At 64.8% G+C, this 13,412-nt stretch carries 13 protein-coding genes; 11 read left to right on the forward strand and 2 right to left on the reverse strand.

Annotated features, from left to right (window positions below):
- From RIN79_RS09010 to RIN79_RS09035, 6 genes are all read left to right on the forward strand, one after another.
- Nucleotides 1–92 (forward strand): 2-oxo acid dehydrogenase subunit E2 (locus RIN79_RS09010; RefSeq protein ID WP_309084448.1); only part of this gene is annotated, 92 nt, incomplete at its 5' end.
- Nucleotides 93–157: 65 nt separating this feature from the next.
- A complete protein-coding gene (locus tag RIN79_RS09015) occupies nt 158–796 on the forward strand; it encodes an SGNH/GDSL hydrolase family protein (RefSeq protein ID WP_309084319.1) in 639 nt (212 codons plus the stop codon).
- A 15-nt stretch (nt 797–811) separates the two neighbouring features.
- Nucleotides 812–2,275: a dihydrolipoyl dehydrogenase gene (gene lpdA / locus RIN79_RS09020; protein WP_309084320.1), complete on the forward strand. Its 1,464-nt coding sequence runs from the start codon at nt 812–814 to the stop codon at nt 2,273–2,275.
- A gap of 76 nt (nt 2,276–2,351) precedes the next feature.
- Nucleotides 2,352–2,606 carry a GlsB/YeaQ/YmgE family stress response membrane protein gene (locus RIN79_RS09025; RefSeq protein WP_309084321.1) on the forward strand — a complete coding sequence of 85 codons (255 nt, stop codon included), beginning with the start codon at nt 2,352–2,354 and terminating at the stop codon, nt 2,604–2,606.
- Between the two features lie 96 nt (nt 2,607–2,702).
- Complete coding sequence (lipA, locus tag RIN79_RS09030) at nt 2,703–3,671, forward strand: lipoyl synthase (protein WP_309084322.1); 969 nt, start codon at nt 2,703–2,705, stop codon at nt 3,669–3,671.
- 8 nt (nt 3,672–3,679) lie between these two features.
- Nucleotides 3,680–4,135, forward strand: coding sequence for a type II toxin-antitoxin system RatA family toxin (locus RIN79_RS09035; RefSeq protein ID WP_309084323.1), 456 nt, complete (start codon nt 3,680–3,682; stop codon nt 4,133–4,135).
- On the opposite strand, the gene RIN79_RS09040 is transcribed toward RIN79_RS09035, so the two are convergent.
- On the reverse strand, nt 4,117–4,614 hold the full coding sequence (locus tag RIN79_RS09040; RefSeq protein ID WP_309084324.1) for a CinA family protein: 498 nt from the start codon (nt 4,612–4,614) through the stop codon (nt 4,117–4,119). The two genes, RIN79_RS09035 and RIN79_RS09040, sit on opposite strands and share 19 nt — an antisense overlap.
- Before the next feature lie 3 nt (nt 4,615–4,617).
- Nucleotides 4,618–5,853: a bifunctional 2-C-methyl-D-erythritol 4-phosphate cytidylyltransferase/2-C-methyl-D-erythritol 2,4-cyclodiphosphate synthase gene (locus RIN79_RS09045; protein ID WP_309084325.1), complete on the reverse strand. Its 1,236-nt coding sequence runs from the start codon at nt 5,851–5,853 to the stop codon at nt 4,618–4,620.
- Nucleotides 5,854–5,978: 125 nt separating this feature from the next.
- Between RIN79_RS09045 and dusB the strand changes: the two genes are divergently transcribed.
- The 5 genes from dusB (at nt 5,979) to RIN79_RS09070 (ending at nt 13,375) form a co-directional block, all read left to right on the forward strand.
- Nucleotides 5,979–7,004 carry a tRNA dihydrouridine synthase DusB gene (dusB, locus tag RIN79_RS09050; RefSeq protein ID WP_309084326.1) on the forward strand — a complete coding sequence of 342 codons (1,026 nt, stop codon included), beginning with the start codon at nt 5,979–5,981 and terminating at the stop codon, nt 7,002–7,004.
- Nucleotides 7,001–8,128: a nitrogen regulation protein NR(II) gene (locus RIN79_RS09055; protein WP_309084327.1), complete on the forward strand. Its 1,128-nt coding sequence runs from the start codon at nt 7,001–7,003 to the stop codon at nt 8,126–8,128. The genes dusB and RIN79_RS09055 overlap by 4 nt, the downstream gene beginning before the upstream one ends.
- Complete coding sequence (gene ntrC / locus RIN79_RS09060; RefSeq protein ID WP_309084328.1) at nt 8,125–9,585, forward strand: nitrogen regulation protein NR(I); 1,461 nt, start codon at nt 8,125–8,127, stop codon at nt 9,583–9,585. The genes RIN79_RS09055 and ntrC overlap by 4 nt, the downstream gene beginning before the upstream one ends.
- Before the next feature lie 159 nt (nt 9,586–9,744).
- Nucleotides 9,745–12,024, forward strand: a complete 2,280-nt coding sequence (locus tag RIN79_RS09065) for a PAS domain-containing sensor histidine kinase (RefSeq protein WP_309084329.1) — start codon at nt 9,745–9,747, stop codon at nt 12,022–12,024.
- A complete protein-coding gene (locus RIN79_RS09070) occupies nt 12,014–13,375 on the forward strand; it encodes a sigma-54 dependent transcriptional regulator (protein WP_309084330.1) in 1,362 nt (453 codons plus the stop codon). Before RIN79_RS09065 ends, RIN79_RS09070 begins: the two co-directional genes overlap by 11 nt.
- Nucleotides 13,376–13,412 lie beyond the last annotated feature (37 nt).

Below are 13,412 nucleotides of genomic sequence, written 5' to 3' on the forward strand. Positions count from 1 at the left end.
CCGACCACCGGGCGGTGGACGGGGCGCTCGGCGCCGAGCTCCTCGTCGCCTTCAAGCGCCTGGTCGAGAACCCCTTCGGAATGCTGGTCTAGCGGATTTGCCTCACGCCTGCGGAGTAGCCCAGAGCCGGTCCGGAGGGACAGATTAGGAGCCTGCCATGAAGACCATCCTCTGCTACGGCGATTCGCTCACCTATGGGCACAATGCCGAGGGGCCCGGCCGCCATCCCTATGAGGACCGCTGGCCATCGGTTTTGCAGGCGCGCCTCGGCGAGGCGGCGCGGGTCATCCCGGAAGGATTGGGCGGCCGCACGACTGCCTTCGACGACTGGGTGGCGGGGGCGGATCGAAACGGCGCACGCATCCTGCCCACGCTTCTTGCAACCCATGCTCCGCTCGATCTCGTCATCATCATGCTGGGGACGAACGACATGAAGCCGTTCGTCTGCGGTCGCGCCGTCGGCGCCAAGCAGGGGATGGAGCGCCTCATCCAGATCATCCGCGGCCATCCCTATCCCTTCGACTACAAGGTGCCTGCCATTCTGCTCGTCTCGCCGCCGCCGCTCTGCGCGACCGACAACAGCGATTTCAGTGCCATGTTCGAGGGCGGGGCCGCCGAATCGCGGAAGCTCGCTCCGCTCTACGAGGAAGTGGCTGGGCAGGCCGGGTGCGCCTTCTTTGACGCCGGCGCGGTGGCGCGGACGACGGCGCTCGACGGCGTTCATCTCGACGCGGAAAACACGCGTGCCATCGGCGCCGGGCTTGAGCCCGTAGTCCGGCAGGTGCTCGGATTGTGACCAAAGGAGTTTTGCGTGGCTGAAACCTACGACGTCATCATCATCGGCTCCGGCCCGGGCGGCTATGTAGCCGCCGTGCGCTCGGCGCAACTGGGTCTCAAGACGGCGATCGTCGAGCGCGAGCATCTTGGCGGCATTTGCCTCAATTGGGGCTGCATTCCCACGAAGGCTTTGCTGCGCTCCGCAGAGATCCTGCATTACGCGCAGCATGCCAAAGACTACGGCCTGAAGCTGGACGGCACGATTTCCCCTGATCCCGCCGCGGTGGTGGACCGGTCGCGAAAAGTCTCTGCGCGGCTCAATGGCGGTGTCGGCTTCCTGATGAAGAAAAACAAGGTGGACGTCATATGGGGCGAGGCGAAAGTCACCAAGGCCGCCAAGGGCAACGAGCCCGGCGAGATCATGGTGGCGAAGCCTTCGAAGAAGCCGATGGAGCCGCAGCACCCCACGCCCAAGAACACCCTCGGCGAGGGGACGTATAAGGCGAGGCACATCATCGTTGCGACCGGTGCGCGGCCACGTGTTCTGCCCGGCATCGAGCCAGACGGCAAGCTGATCTGGACCTATTTCGAGGCGATGGTGCCGAAGGAGATGCCGAAATCGCTCATCGTCATGGGTTCGGGCGCCATCGGTATCGAATTCGCGAGTTTCTACCGGACCATGGGCGCCGATGTGACCGTGGTGGAGCTGATGCCGCAGATCCTTCCCGTCGAGGATGCGGAGGTGTCCAAATTCGCCCGCCGTCAGCTGGAAAAACAGGGCATCAAGTTCCACACCGATGCCAAGGTCACGAAGGTCGAGAAGGGGCCGAATCAGGTCACGGCCCATGTGGAGATGAAGGACGGAAAGGTTGAGAAGATCACCGCCGACCGCCTGATCTCCGCCGTGGGCGTGCAGGGCAATGTGGAAAATCTCGGTCTTGAAGCGCTGGGCGTGAAGATCGACCGCGGCACCGTAGCCGTCGACGGCTATGGCTTCACCAATATTCCCGGCATCTATGCCATCGGCGATGTGGCGGGCCCGCCGATGCTCGCCCACAAGGCCGAGCACGAGGGCGTGATCTGTGTCGAAAAGATCGCCGGCGTGCCGGGCGTTCATCCGCTCGACAAGAGCAAGATCCCGGGCTGCACCTATTGCCAGCCGCAGGTGGCCTCGGTCGGGCTCACGGAGGAGAAGGCCAAGGCGTCCGGCCGCGACATCCGTGTGGGCCGGTTCCAGTTCGGCGCCAACGGCAAGGCGATCGCGCTCGGGGAGGATCAGGGCTTCATCAAGACCATCCTCGACAAGAAGACCGGAGAGCTCCTCGGCGCGCATATGGTGGGCGCGGAGGTGACCGAGCTGATCCAAGGTTTCGTCCTGGCGATGAACCTCGAGACCACCGAAGAGGAACTTATGCACACCATCTTCCCACATCCCACGCTTTCGGAGATGATGAAGGAGAGCGTGCTGGACGCTTATGGCCGCTCGCTAAACGCTTGAGGGGACGGAACCGGATCGCCGGACCGGCCTTTCTTGAGGGTTGGAACTGATCCGCAATCAGAGCAGGGAGAATCGAATGGAAGGCCTTGGTTGGATTTTGACAATTGTGGTCGGCGGCATCGCCGGCTGGATCGCCGAGAAGATCATGAAGACCGATACCGGTCTTCTTATGAATATCATCATAGGCATTCTCGGCGCCGTCATTCTTAACGCAATTCTCGTTGCGGTCATTGGCGAGACCTTTGGCGGCGTCATCGGCCAGCTAGTCGTCGCCGTGATCGGCGCGTGCATTCTGATCTGGCTCTACCGCCTGATTCGCGGGCGCGGCTAAAGGCGGCCGCTCAGGAGCCCGCCTGCGTCCCGGCAGGCGGGCTTTCGTCTCCGCCGGCAATGCCTATATGAGGCCGGCGAACAGAAAGCAGGCAACATGGTCACCGTTCTCGACACCGTCGCCAAGTCCCGCCCGCGTCATCCCGAAAAGGCGCATCGTCCCGACCAGGAAGTGCTGAAGAAGCCCGACTGGATCCGGGTCAAGGCGCCCATATCCAGGGGCTATCTCGAAACCCGCGAGATCGTGAAGTCGAACAAGCTCGTCACGGTCTGCGAGGAGGCCGGCTGTCCCAATATCGGCGAGTGCTGGGAGAAGAAGCACGCCACCTTCATGATCATGGGCGAGATCTGCACGCGGGCCTGCGCCTTCTGCAATGTGGCTACCGGCATTCCCGGGCCGCTCGACCCGAATGAGCCGGCCAATGTTGCAAAAGCCGTGCGCGAGATGGGGCTGTCGCACGTCGTCATCACCTCCGTCGACCGCGATGACCTCGCCGATGGCGGGGCGCAGCACTTTGCCGAGGTGATCTTCGCGATCCGCGAAGCCGCGCCCGCAACGACGATCGAAATCCTGACGCCTGACTTCCTGCGCAAGGAAGGAGCTCTGGACGTAGTGGTGGCCGCCAAGCCCGACGTCTTCAACCACAATCTGGAGACGGTACCGTCCAAATATCTGACGGTGCGGCCGGGCGCCCGCTATTTCCATTCGATCCGTCTCCTGCAGCGGGTGAAGGAACTCGACCCCTCGATCTTCACCAAGTCCGGCATCATGGTCGGCCTTGGCGAGGAGCGGAACGAGGTGCTGCAGCTGATGGACGACCTGCGCTCGGCGGATGTCGATTTCATCACCATCGGGCAGTATCTGCAGCCGACGCGGAAACACCATCCGGTGAAGAAATTCGTTACGCCGGAGGAATTCAAATCCTACGAGACCATCGCTTATACAAAGGGCTTCCTGATGGTGTCGTCCAGCCCGCTCACGCGCTCCTCGCATCACGCGGGCGAGGACTTCGCCCGGCTCAGGGCCGCGCGCGAGGCGCGTTTTTCGCTCGCAAAGTCTGCATAAGCGGGCCGATGCCGAAGCACGAGACCGTCCGCAGGGTCAATCATCCGCCGGACCAGATGTTCGCCCTCGTGGCGGACGTCGAATCCTATCCGGAATTCGTGCCGATGTGTGAGGCGCTCAATGTGCGCTCGCGCAAGGAGCGCGACGGGGTGACCGTCCTCGTGGCCGACATGACGGTCGGTTACAAGGCGATCCGCGAGACCTTCACCAGCCAGGTCGTGCTGAAGCCGGCGGAGCGCATCATCGATGTGCGCTATATCGACGGGCCGTTCCGGTTCCTGCAGAACCGGTGGCGCTTCGACCCCGCCGGGGAAGCCCAGTCGGACGTGCACTTCTTCATCGAATACGAGTTCAAGAGCCGCATGCTGGGCATGCTGATGGGCGCCATGTTCGACCGCGCCTTCCGCATGTTTTCCGAGGCTTTCGAGCGGCGGGCAGACGCGATCTACGGGCGCACGGCCTGAGCCGCATCGAGCAGGAGGGTCAGCGCCGTGGCCACGCTGTCGCGGCGCACCAGGGCGCGACCGAGGCCGGCGAACTGACGCTTTTCGGCCCGCGGCTCCCGCCCCTTCACGGCAATGCCGAACCAGACGAGGCCGACCGGCTTTTCCGGCGTGCCGCCGCCGGGCCCGGCGATGCCCGTCACCGAGACGGCTATGTCGGCATGGGAACGGTCGAGCGCGCCGGCGGCCATCTCGCGCGCCGTCTCGGCGGACACCGCGCCGTGGGCGGCGAGCGTCTCCCGCGAAACGCCAAGGAGTTCGGACTTCGCCTCGTTGGAATAGGTGACGAAGCCGCGCTCGAAGACGTCTGAGGCGCCGACGAGATCGGTGATCGCCGCGCTTACCATGCCGCCGGTGCAGGATTCGGCCGTCACGAGCTTCAGCTTTCGCTCCTGGAATGCGCGCAGCACGTCGGCCGCGAGGATTTCGGTATCGCTCATGGCTCAGTCCTTGAGAGCACCGGGGAAGACGACGGTGGCGGTGGCGATGGCGGCGATGCCCTCGGCGCGGCCGATGAAGCCCAGCCCCTCATTGGTGGTGGCCTTTATCGAGACGCGTTCGGGCGCGATCCGCAGCATGCCGGAAAGCTGCGCAACCATCGAGTCGCGATGAGGTCCGACGCGCGGCGTCTCGCAGATGAGGGTAATGTCGGCATTGGCGATGCGCCCGCCGCGCTCGCGCACCAGCCCGGCGGCGTGCTCGACGAAAATCCGTGAGGGCGCACCCTTCCATTGCGGGTCGGAAGGCGGGAAATGGGTGCCTATGTCGCCGGCGCCGCAGGTGGCAAGCAGGGCGTCGGTCAGTGCGTGCAGGCCGACGTCGGCGTCCGAATGGCCCTTGAGCCCCTTGGCATGGGGAATCTCGACGCCGCAGAGCGTGACATGATTGCCTTTGCCGAAGGCGTGCACGTCATAGCCGTTGCCGGTGCGCACGTCAGGCATTCCCGCCATGGCAACTCCTCCCAAGCGCTGGTCGGCGAGCGCGATGTCACGCGCCCAGGTCAGCTTCGTGTTGTCCGGCGAGCCCTCGACCAGGCGCACCGGCATTCCAATCCACTCGGCGATGGCCGCATCGTCGGTGAAATCGGCTCGGCCAGCGCGCCAGGCCTTTTCGTGCGCCTCGAGGATGGGGCGGAAGGGGAAACCTTGCGGCGTCTGTGCCGCGAACAGGCCGTTGCGCGGCACGGTCCCTTGCACGAGCATATTCTCGCCCTGCCGCTTCAGCGTATCGGAGACCGGCACGACCGGAAGCGCGCCGAGTGTTTCGCCCACCGTATCAATAACGCGGTCGATCAGCGGCGCATCGATGAAGGGGCGGACGCCGTCATGGATGAGCACGATCTCCGGGTCGAGATCCCGAAGGGCGGCAAGGGCCAGCCGCGTCGATTCCTGCCGGGAGGGGCCGCCATCCACGGTACGGATGTCAGCCCCGAGCCCGTCGCAAGCTTGGGAAAAAAGGGCGCCGTCATCCGGATGGATGGCGACGGCGATCGCGCCGATACGCTCATGCGCGGCCAGCACCTCCAGCGTGTGCCTGATGACCGGCTTGCCTCCGATCAGACGATACTGCTTCGGGCCGTCTGCCGCCTGGCCGGCGCGTTCGCCGCGCCCGGCCGCAACGACCACCGCGGCAATGCGGCGCTTGCCGCTCGCCCGATCCTGTTCGACAAGCGTGTTCATCCGGCAGAGGGATAATCACGGCGGTCATGAAATGCCAGCGGATTTCTGATATTGCGCCAAACGCCCATTGCGCCGGGCGGGCATTCATGTCTAAGAAATAGGCATACAACAAGGATGCCGTGTTTTTGAGCAGCGCTAACCTAGAAGCCCTGTCGCAGCCACTGCAGGTCGGAACGGTGACGCTGCGCAACCGCGTGTTCCTGGCGCCGATGTCCGGCGTCACGGACCTGCCGTTCCGACAGCGCGCGCATGCCCATGGCGCTGGACTCGTCGTTTCGGAAATGGTGGCAAGCGGCGAACTGGCGAAGGGAAGGGCCGAAAGCGCCCGCCGCATCCGCCGGCCCGATGTCGACGTGCACATGGTGCAGATCGCCGGGCGCGAAGCACCGTGGATGGCGGAGGCTGCGCGCATCGCCGTGGATGAAGGCGCCGACATCATCGACATCAATATGGGCTGCCCCGCCAAGAAGGTGACGGGCGGCTATTGCGGCTCGGCGTTGATGCGCGAGCCCGACCACGCGCTGTCGCTGATAGAGGCGGTGGTGAAGGCTGTCCGCGCGCCTGTAACAGTGAAGATGCGGCTTGGCTGGGACGAGAACAGCCTGAACGCGGCGGACGTTGCCCGCAGGGCCGAAGCCGCCGGCGTCGCCATGATCACCGTGCATGGGCGCACGCGCTGCCAGTTCTATACGGGCAAGGCGGACTGGATGGCCATTGCCGAGGTGAAGAAGGCGGTCTCCATTCCCCTCGTCGCGAACGGAGATGGAGACGAGGCGGCGGAGGCCACCGCCATGCTGGCGCAATCGGGCGCGGATGCGGTGATGATCGGCCGCGCGCATTATGGGGCGCCTTGGAAGGCCGGCGCGCTTGCGCACGCGGCAAAAGGCAGCGCCACGCCAGGCGTACCGGCCGGTACTGCCGAAATGGGGGACTATGTGGCCGCGCATTACGAGGACATGCTTTCGCATTACGGAACAGGACAGGGCGTCCGCCACGCGCGAAAACATCTCGGCTGGTATCTGGAGCGGCACGCGGATGCGCCAGCACCTCTCCGACAGTCGATCATGACAGAGACGGATCCGGCAAGGGTGCTCCAGCTGCTGAAGCGTGCCTTCAGCGACACGCCCACCTGCCAGGAGCTTGCCGCATGACAGCCCGAACGCTCGACGTCGCGCAGCTCGCGATCGACTCGATCGGACACCCCGTGATCATCGTGGACGAAGGAGGCATCATCACCTTCGCCAACGCGGAGGCCGAGAATTTTTTCCGCCTGAGCGCCACGATGCTCGCGCGCAGCAAGCTCGCCGATTTCGTGCCCTTCGGCAGCCCCTTGCTCACGCTTATCGACCAGGTGCGCGAGCGGCGCGCGCCAGTCAACGAATATCGCGTCGACATCTCGTCTCCGCGGCTGGGCCCGGACCGAATGGTGGACATCTATGTGGCGCCGGTTTCCGAGCTGCCGGGAGCTGCGGTCATCATGTTCCAGGAGCGCTCCATGGCGGAGAAGATCGACCGCCAGATGACCCATCGCGGTGCCGCTCGCTCGGTCACCGGGCTTGCCGCCATGCTTGCGCACGAGATCAAGAACCCGCTGTCGGGAATACGTGGGGCGGCGCAGCTTCTTGAGCAGGTCGTTTCCGACGAGGACCGCTCGCTCGCCCGCCTGATTACCGAGGAGACGGATCGCATCGTCGCCCTGGTGGACCGCATGGAGGTGTTCTCGGACGAGCGGCCCGTGGACCGTGAGCCCGTCAATATCCATGTCGTGCTCGACTATGTGAAGGCGATCGCGCTGAATGGGTTCGCGCGGCATATCACCTTCGTGGAGGAATACGATCCCTCGCTTCCGCCGATTCTCGCCAATCGCGATCAGCTCGTTCAGGTCTTCCTGAACCTCATTAAGAATGCTGCAGAAGCCATTGGAAATTCAGGCGACGGGGAGATCAAGCTGTCCACTGCATTCCGGCCCGGCATCCGCTTTTCCGTGCCGGGCACGCGCGAGCGCGTGTCGCTGCCGATGGAATTCTCCGTGCATGACAACGGGCCCGGCGTGCCCGAGGACATCCAGTCCATCATTTTCGATCCCTTCATCACCACCAAGCCGAATGGCTCCGGCCTCGGGCTCGCGCTGGTGGCAAAGATCGTCGGCGCCCATGGCGGCGTGATCGAATGCGATTCCTCCGCGCGCGGCACGACCTTCCGCATTCTCATGCCGGCCTGGCGCGAGCAGCCGGAAGGGATGGTGCGGCCGCAGGGTGTCGAGGCCAGGGCATGAGCGCGCACGGCAACATCCTCGTGGCCGACGACGATGCGGCCATCCGGACCGTCCTGAACCAGGCGCTGTCGCGCGTCGGCCACCAGGTCCGGGTCACCTCCAACGCCGCGACGCTCTGGCGCTGGGTGGCGGCAGGCGAGGGGGATCTTGTCATCACCGACGTGGTAATGCCGGACGAAAACGCCTTCGACATGCTGCCGCGCATCCGCAAGGCTCGGCCTGATCTGCCGGTCATCGTCATGAGCGCGCAGAACACCTTCATGACGGCGATCCGCGCCTCGGAGGTCGGCGCGTATGAATATCTGCCGAAGCCCTTCGACCTGACGGAGCTCCTGGCGATCGTCGGCCGGGCGCTGGCGGAGCCGCGCAGCAAGCCGAGAGAGACCAAGGCAAGCGACGCGCCGGAGGCGATGCCGCTCATTGGCCGCTCGCCGGCCATGCAGGACATCTATCGCATGCTCGCCCGCATGATGCAGACGGATCTGACGGTCATGATCGGCGGCGAGTCGGGCACGGGCAAAGAGCTGGTGGCGCGCGCCCTGCATGAATTCGGCCGCCGGCGCAACGGTCCCTTCGTCGCGATCAATATGGCCGCGATCCCGCGAGACCTGATCGAATCGGAGCTTTTCGGGCACGAGAAGGGCGCCTTCACGGGGGCGCAGCAGCGCTCGTCCGGCCGCTTCGAGCAGGCGGAGGGTGGTACGTTGTTCCTGGACGAGATCGGCGACATGCCGATGGAGGCGCAGACACGGCTGCTCCGCGTCCTGCAGCAGGGCGAATATACCACGGTCGGCGGGCGGACGCCGATCAAGACAGATGTGCGGATCGTGGCCGCCACCAACAAGGACCTGCGGGCTCTGATCAATCAGGGGCTCTTCCGCGAGGACCTGTTCTATCGTCTCAATGTGGTCCCGGTGCGCCTGCCGCCCCTGCGCGAGCGGGCGGAGGACATTCCGGACCTGGTACGCCATTTCTTCGCTCAGGCGGAGCGCGAGGGCCTGCAGGCAAAGCGCATCGCCAAGGGCGGGCTCGATGCCATGATGCAATATCCCTGGCCGGGAAATGTGCGGGAGCTCGAAAACCTGGTGCGCCGCCTCGCAGCGCTCTATCCGCAGGACGAGATTTCGGAAGAAGTCATCCTCAACGAGCTCTATGGAGGCGCTCCGGCGGCAGTGGCGCATCCCAGCGAGGGCGCCGGCCCTGACCTGCCGCTCGGCCAATCGGTCGAGCAATATCTGCAGCGCTATTTCCGAAGCTTCGGATCGGCGCTTCCGCCGCCCGGCCTCTACCACCGGATTCTGGCCGAAGTCGAATATCCGCTACTGCTCGCGGCGCTTGCCGCCACCCAGGGAAACCAGATCCGCGCCGCCGAGCTGCTCGGCGTCAACCGCAATACCCTGCGCAAGAAGATCCGGGAGCTGGGCGTCGATATCTATCGGGCTCCACGGCATCCTTGAGCCAGTGAGGTCCTTCGGCTGATCCACGCCGAAGTGGGCTGTAGCGAGACCGGCAAAAAACGGTGCATTGCCAGGCAACGACAAAGCACGTTGCAAAATCGCCACATTACGTTGCATATCTGCAACGCGTCGAGGGCCATTCAGCACCGCAGGAGAGGGATGAGCACGCAGGCACCCGCTATGGCAGGAGAGCCGGCCTACCGGCCAGCGCCCAGCGAAGGGCGCCGGCTGATGGCGTTGCCGGGCATCCTCGCGACCGTCGGGGCGCTGCTCACCGCTGCCGTGTCCTTCGCGGTCCTGCTCGGGCTCACGCAGCCGCGGATAACGCCCGACTCGCGCACCACGCTGATCCTGATCGGCGTCAACGCCGCGTTTCTCCTTTTGCTTCTCGGGCTGATCGGCCGCGAGGCTCATCGCATCTATGCCGCCCGCCGGGCGGGCAAGGCTGCGGCCAGGCTGCATGTGCGCATTGTCGCCATGTTCTCGCTGGTGGCCGCCATCCCGGCGATCCTGGTGGCGATCGTCGCGTCCATCACGCTGGACCTCGGCCTCGACCGGTGGTTCGAGCTCAGGACCCGGGTCATCGTCCAATATTCGCAGGAGGTCGCCGACGCCTACGTGAAGGAAAATGCGCGGACGCTGACCGGCACGACGCTTTCCATGGCCGTCAATCTCGACCGCTTCCGCACGCTCTACAATGTGGACCGGATGGCCTTTCACCAGTTCCTGACGCAGCAGGCGGTCGGCCTCGGCCTCGCGCAGGCCGTGCTCCTGCGCGAAGACGAATCGGCCATCATGGCCGCGCAGATGCCCAAACAGATCCAGATCCCGTCGCCACCGGAAGGGGCGATGGACGCCGCCGCCCAGCAGCCGGTGCTCTTCGAGCTTCCGCCGGGCAATCTCATCGGAGCGATCGTAAGGCTGCGGGAATTCCCGGACACCTATCTCTATACAATGCGCGAGGTCGACGCCGAGGTGATCAAGGCCAAGCGGCTCGTGGACCTTAATGCCGGCGAGTACCAGTCGCTGGAGCAGAACCGGTTCACCACCCAGGTAGCCTTCGCTCTGCTCTATCTTGTCGTCACGCTGGCCATCGTGCTTGCGGCGATCTGGACCGGCATAGCCGTCGCCGACCGGATCGTGCGCCCGATCCGCCAGCTCATCGGCGCAGCCGATGCGGTCTCGCAAGGCAATCTGGACGTTGCCGTGCCCGTGCGGGCGTCCGACGGCGACGTCGCCAATCTGGGCGACACGTTCAACAAGATGACCTATCAGCTCAAGACCCAGCGCGACCAGCTGATCTCGGCACGCGACACGATAGACGAGCGGCGGCGTTTCACCGAGGCGGTGCTGTCCGGCGTCACGGCGGGGGTGATCGGCGTCGACGCCGACGGCACGGTCTCCATCGTCAACCGCTCGGCGGAGACAATGTTCTCCATCGATGCGAAGGACACGGTCGGCAAGAACCTTGCGGCGGTGCTGCCACAGCTCGGCGCGGTTTTCGAGACGGGCCGCGCCTCCGGCCGTAAGGTGTATCATGACCAGGTGACGTTCTATCGCGCCGGCGGGGAGCGCACCTTCAACATCCAGATCACGACCGAGGAGGCGGTGGGCGAGAGCGAGGAGCGCTCCTATGTGGTGACCGTCGACGACATAACCGACCTCGTGCAGGCGCAGCGCTCCTCGGCCTGGGCGGATGTCGCGCGACGCATCGCCCACGAGATCAAGAACCCGCTCACGCCGATCCAGCTTTCCGCGGAGCGCATCCGCAGGCGCTTCGGCAAGGTGATCACCGAGGACCGCGCCATCTTCGACCAGTGCACGGATACGATCATCCGGCAGGTGGGCGATATCGGACGCATGGTGGACGAATTTTCCGCCTTTGCCCGCATGCCGAAGCCAGATATCCAGCGGCTCGACCTGCGTGAGCCGCTGCGCGAGGCCTCCTTCCTCATCGAGGTCAGCCGTGCCGACATCAAGATCGAGAACGATCTGGGGAAAAGGCCGCTGATCGGCCGGTTCGACACGCGGCTCATGAGCCAGGCCTTCGGCAATGTCATCAAAAACGCCGCAGAGGCGATCGACGCGGCACGGGATCAGGACCGGCCGGGCGTGATCAGGATTTCGGCACGGCAAGAAGACGGCGAGATCGAGATCCTGGTGATGGACAATGGCAAGGGACTGCCGCGCGAAAATCGGCAAAGGCTGCTCGAGCCCTATATGACGACCCGGGAGAAGGGAACGGGGCTTGGGCTTGCCATCGTGAAGAAAATCATCGAGGACCACGGCGGAAGACTGGAGCTGCACGACGCTCCGGCAAGCTTCCATGGCGGCGTGGGAGCGATGATCCGCATGGTTCTTCCGGCCATACAGGCCGATCACGGAGCGAGGGCGGACAATTCTGCAGAAAGGACGGAAAAGGTCGACAATGGCGTCTGACATATTGGTGGTCGACGACGAGGAAGACATCCGCGAACTGGTCGCCGGCATCTTGAGCGACGAGGGGCACGAGGCGCGCACGGCGGGCGACAGCGACGCGGCACTGGCGGCTATCGCCGAGCGCGTGCCGCGGCTGGTCCTGCTGGACATATGGCTGCAGGGCTCGACGCTCGACGGGCTGGCGCTGCTCGGGAAGATCAAGGAAATGCATCCCGACCTGCCGGTGGTCATGATCTCCGGCCACGGCACGATCGAGACGGCGGTTTCGGCGATCCGGAAGGGCGCCTATGACTTCATCGAGAAGCCGTTCAAGGCGGACCGCCTGATCCTCATCTGCGAACGGGCGCTGGAGACCTCGAAGCTGCGCCGTGAGGTGATGGACCTCAAGAAGCGCAGCGGCGAGAGCTTCGATCTTGTCGGCCACTCGCCCGCCATCAACCATCTGCGCCAGACGATCGAGCGCGTGGCGCCCAGCAACAGCCGGGTGATGCTGATCGGCCCCTCCGGCTCCGGAAAGGAGCTGGCGGCCCGTGCGATGCATGCGCTTTCCGGCCGCGCCGGCGGGCCATTCGTCACGCTCAACGCCGCTTCCATCACGCCGGAGCGCATGGAGATTGAGCTCTTCGGCACCGAATCCAACGGCGGCGAGCGCAAGGTGGGGGCGTTGGAGGAGGCCCATCGCGGCACGCTCTATCTCGACGAGGTGGCCGACATGCCGCGCGAGACGCAGGGCAAGATCCTGCGTGTGCTGGTCGACCAGCAGTTCGAGCGGGTAGGGGGCACGAAGCGGGTCAAGGTGGATGTGCGCATCATCTCCTCGACCGCGCGCAATCTGGAACGGATGATTGCCGAGGGGCGCTTCCGCGAGGATCTTTACCACCGCCTTGCCGTGGTTCCGGTCATCGTGCCGCCGCTTTCCGAGCGCCGCGAGGACATTCCGATTCTAGTGGAGCATTTCATGCGGCAGATAACCGCGCAGGTGGGCATCAAGCCGCGCCGGCTGGGCGACGACGCCATGGCCGTGCTGCAGGCGCATGACTGGCCCGGTAATATCCGCCAGCTGCGCAACAATATCGAGCGGCTGATGATCCTGACACGCGGTGACGACGGCGATGCGCCGATCACAGCCGACCTGCTGCCAGCCGAAATCGGCGACGTGATGCCGCGCGTGCCGACCCAGTCGGATCAACATATAATGGCGCTGCCGCTGCGTGAGGCGCGCGAGCTTTTCGAAAAGGAATATCTCCTGGCGCAGATCAACCGGTTCGGCGGCAATATCTCGCGCACCGCCGAGTTTATCGGCATGGAGCGCTCGGCGCTGCACCGGAAGCTGAAGTCGCTGGGCGTATGAGCCGGTGAATGATGAGTGGTGAAATGGTGAAGGGTGA

The organism is Chelativorans sp., assembly GCF_031180965.1.
Lineage (GTDB): Bacteria > Pseudomonadota > Alphaproteobacteria > Rhizobiales > Rhizobiaceae > Chelativorans.

What these genes read in the sequence shown, in the direction of transcription:
- RIN79_RS09015 (WP_309084319.1), top strand. Translation starts at nt 158, where the DNA reads ATGAAGACCATCCTCTGCTACGGCGATTCGCTCACCTATGGGCACAAT.
- RIN79_RS09025 (WP_309084321.1), top strand. Translation starts at nt 2,352, where the DNA reads ATGGAAGGCCTTGGTTGGATTTTGACAATTGTGGTCGGCGGCATCGCC.
- lipA (WP_309084322.1), top strand. Translation starts at nt 2,703, where the DNA reads ATGGTCACCGTTCTCGACACCGTCGCCAAGTCCCGCCCGCGTCATCCC.
- RIN79_RS09035 (WP_309084323.1), top strand. Translation starts at nt 3,680, where the DNA reads ATGCCGAAGCACGAGACCGTCCGCAGGGTCAATCATCCGCCGGACCAG.
- RIN79_RS09040 (WP_309084324.1), bottom strand. Translation starts at nt 4,614, where the DNA reads ATGAGCGATACCGAAATCCTCGCGGCCGACGTGCTGCGCGCATTCCAG.
- RIN79_RS09045 (WP_309084325.1), bottom strand. Translation starts at nt 5,853, where the DNA reads ATGAACACGCTTGTCGAACAGGATCGGGCGAGCGGCAAGCGCCGCATT.
- RIN79_RS09055 (WP_309084327.1), top strand. Translation starts at nt 7,001, where the DNA reads ATGACAGCCCGAACGCTCGACGTCGCGCAGCTCGCGATCGACTCGATC.
- ntrC (WP_309084328.1), top strand. Translation starts at nt 8,125, where the DNA reads ATGAGCGCGCACGGCAACATCCTCGTGGCCGACGACGATGCGGCCATC.
- RIN79_RS09065 (WP_309084329.1), top strand. Translation starts at nt 9,745, where the DNA reads ATGAGCACGCAGGCACCCGCTATGGCAGGAGAGCCGGCCTACCGGCCA.
- RIN79_RS09070 (WP_309084330.1), top strand. Translation starts at nt 12,014, where the DNA reads ATGGCGTCTGACATATTGGTGGTCGACGACGAGGAAGACATCCGCGAA.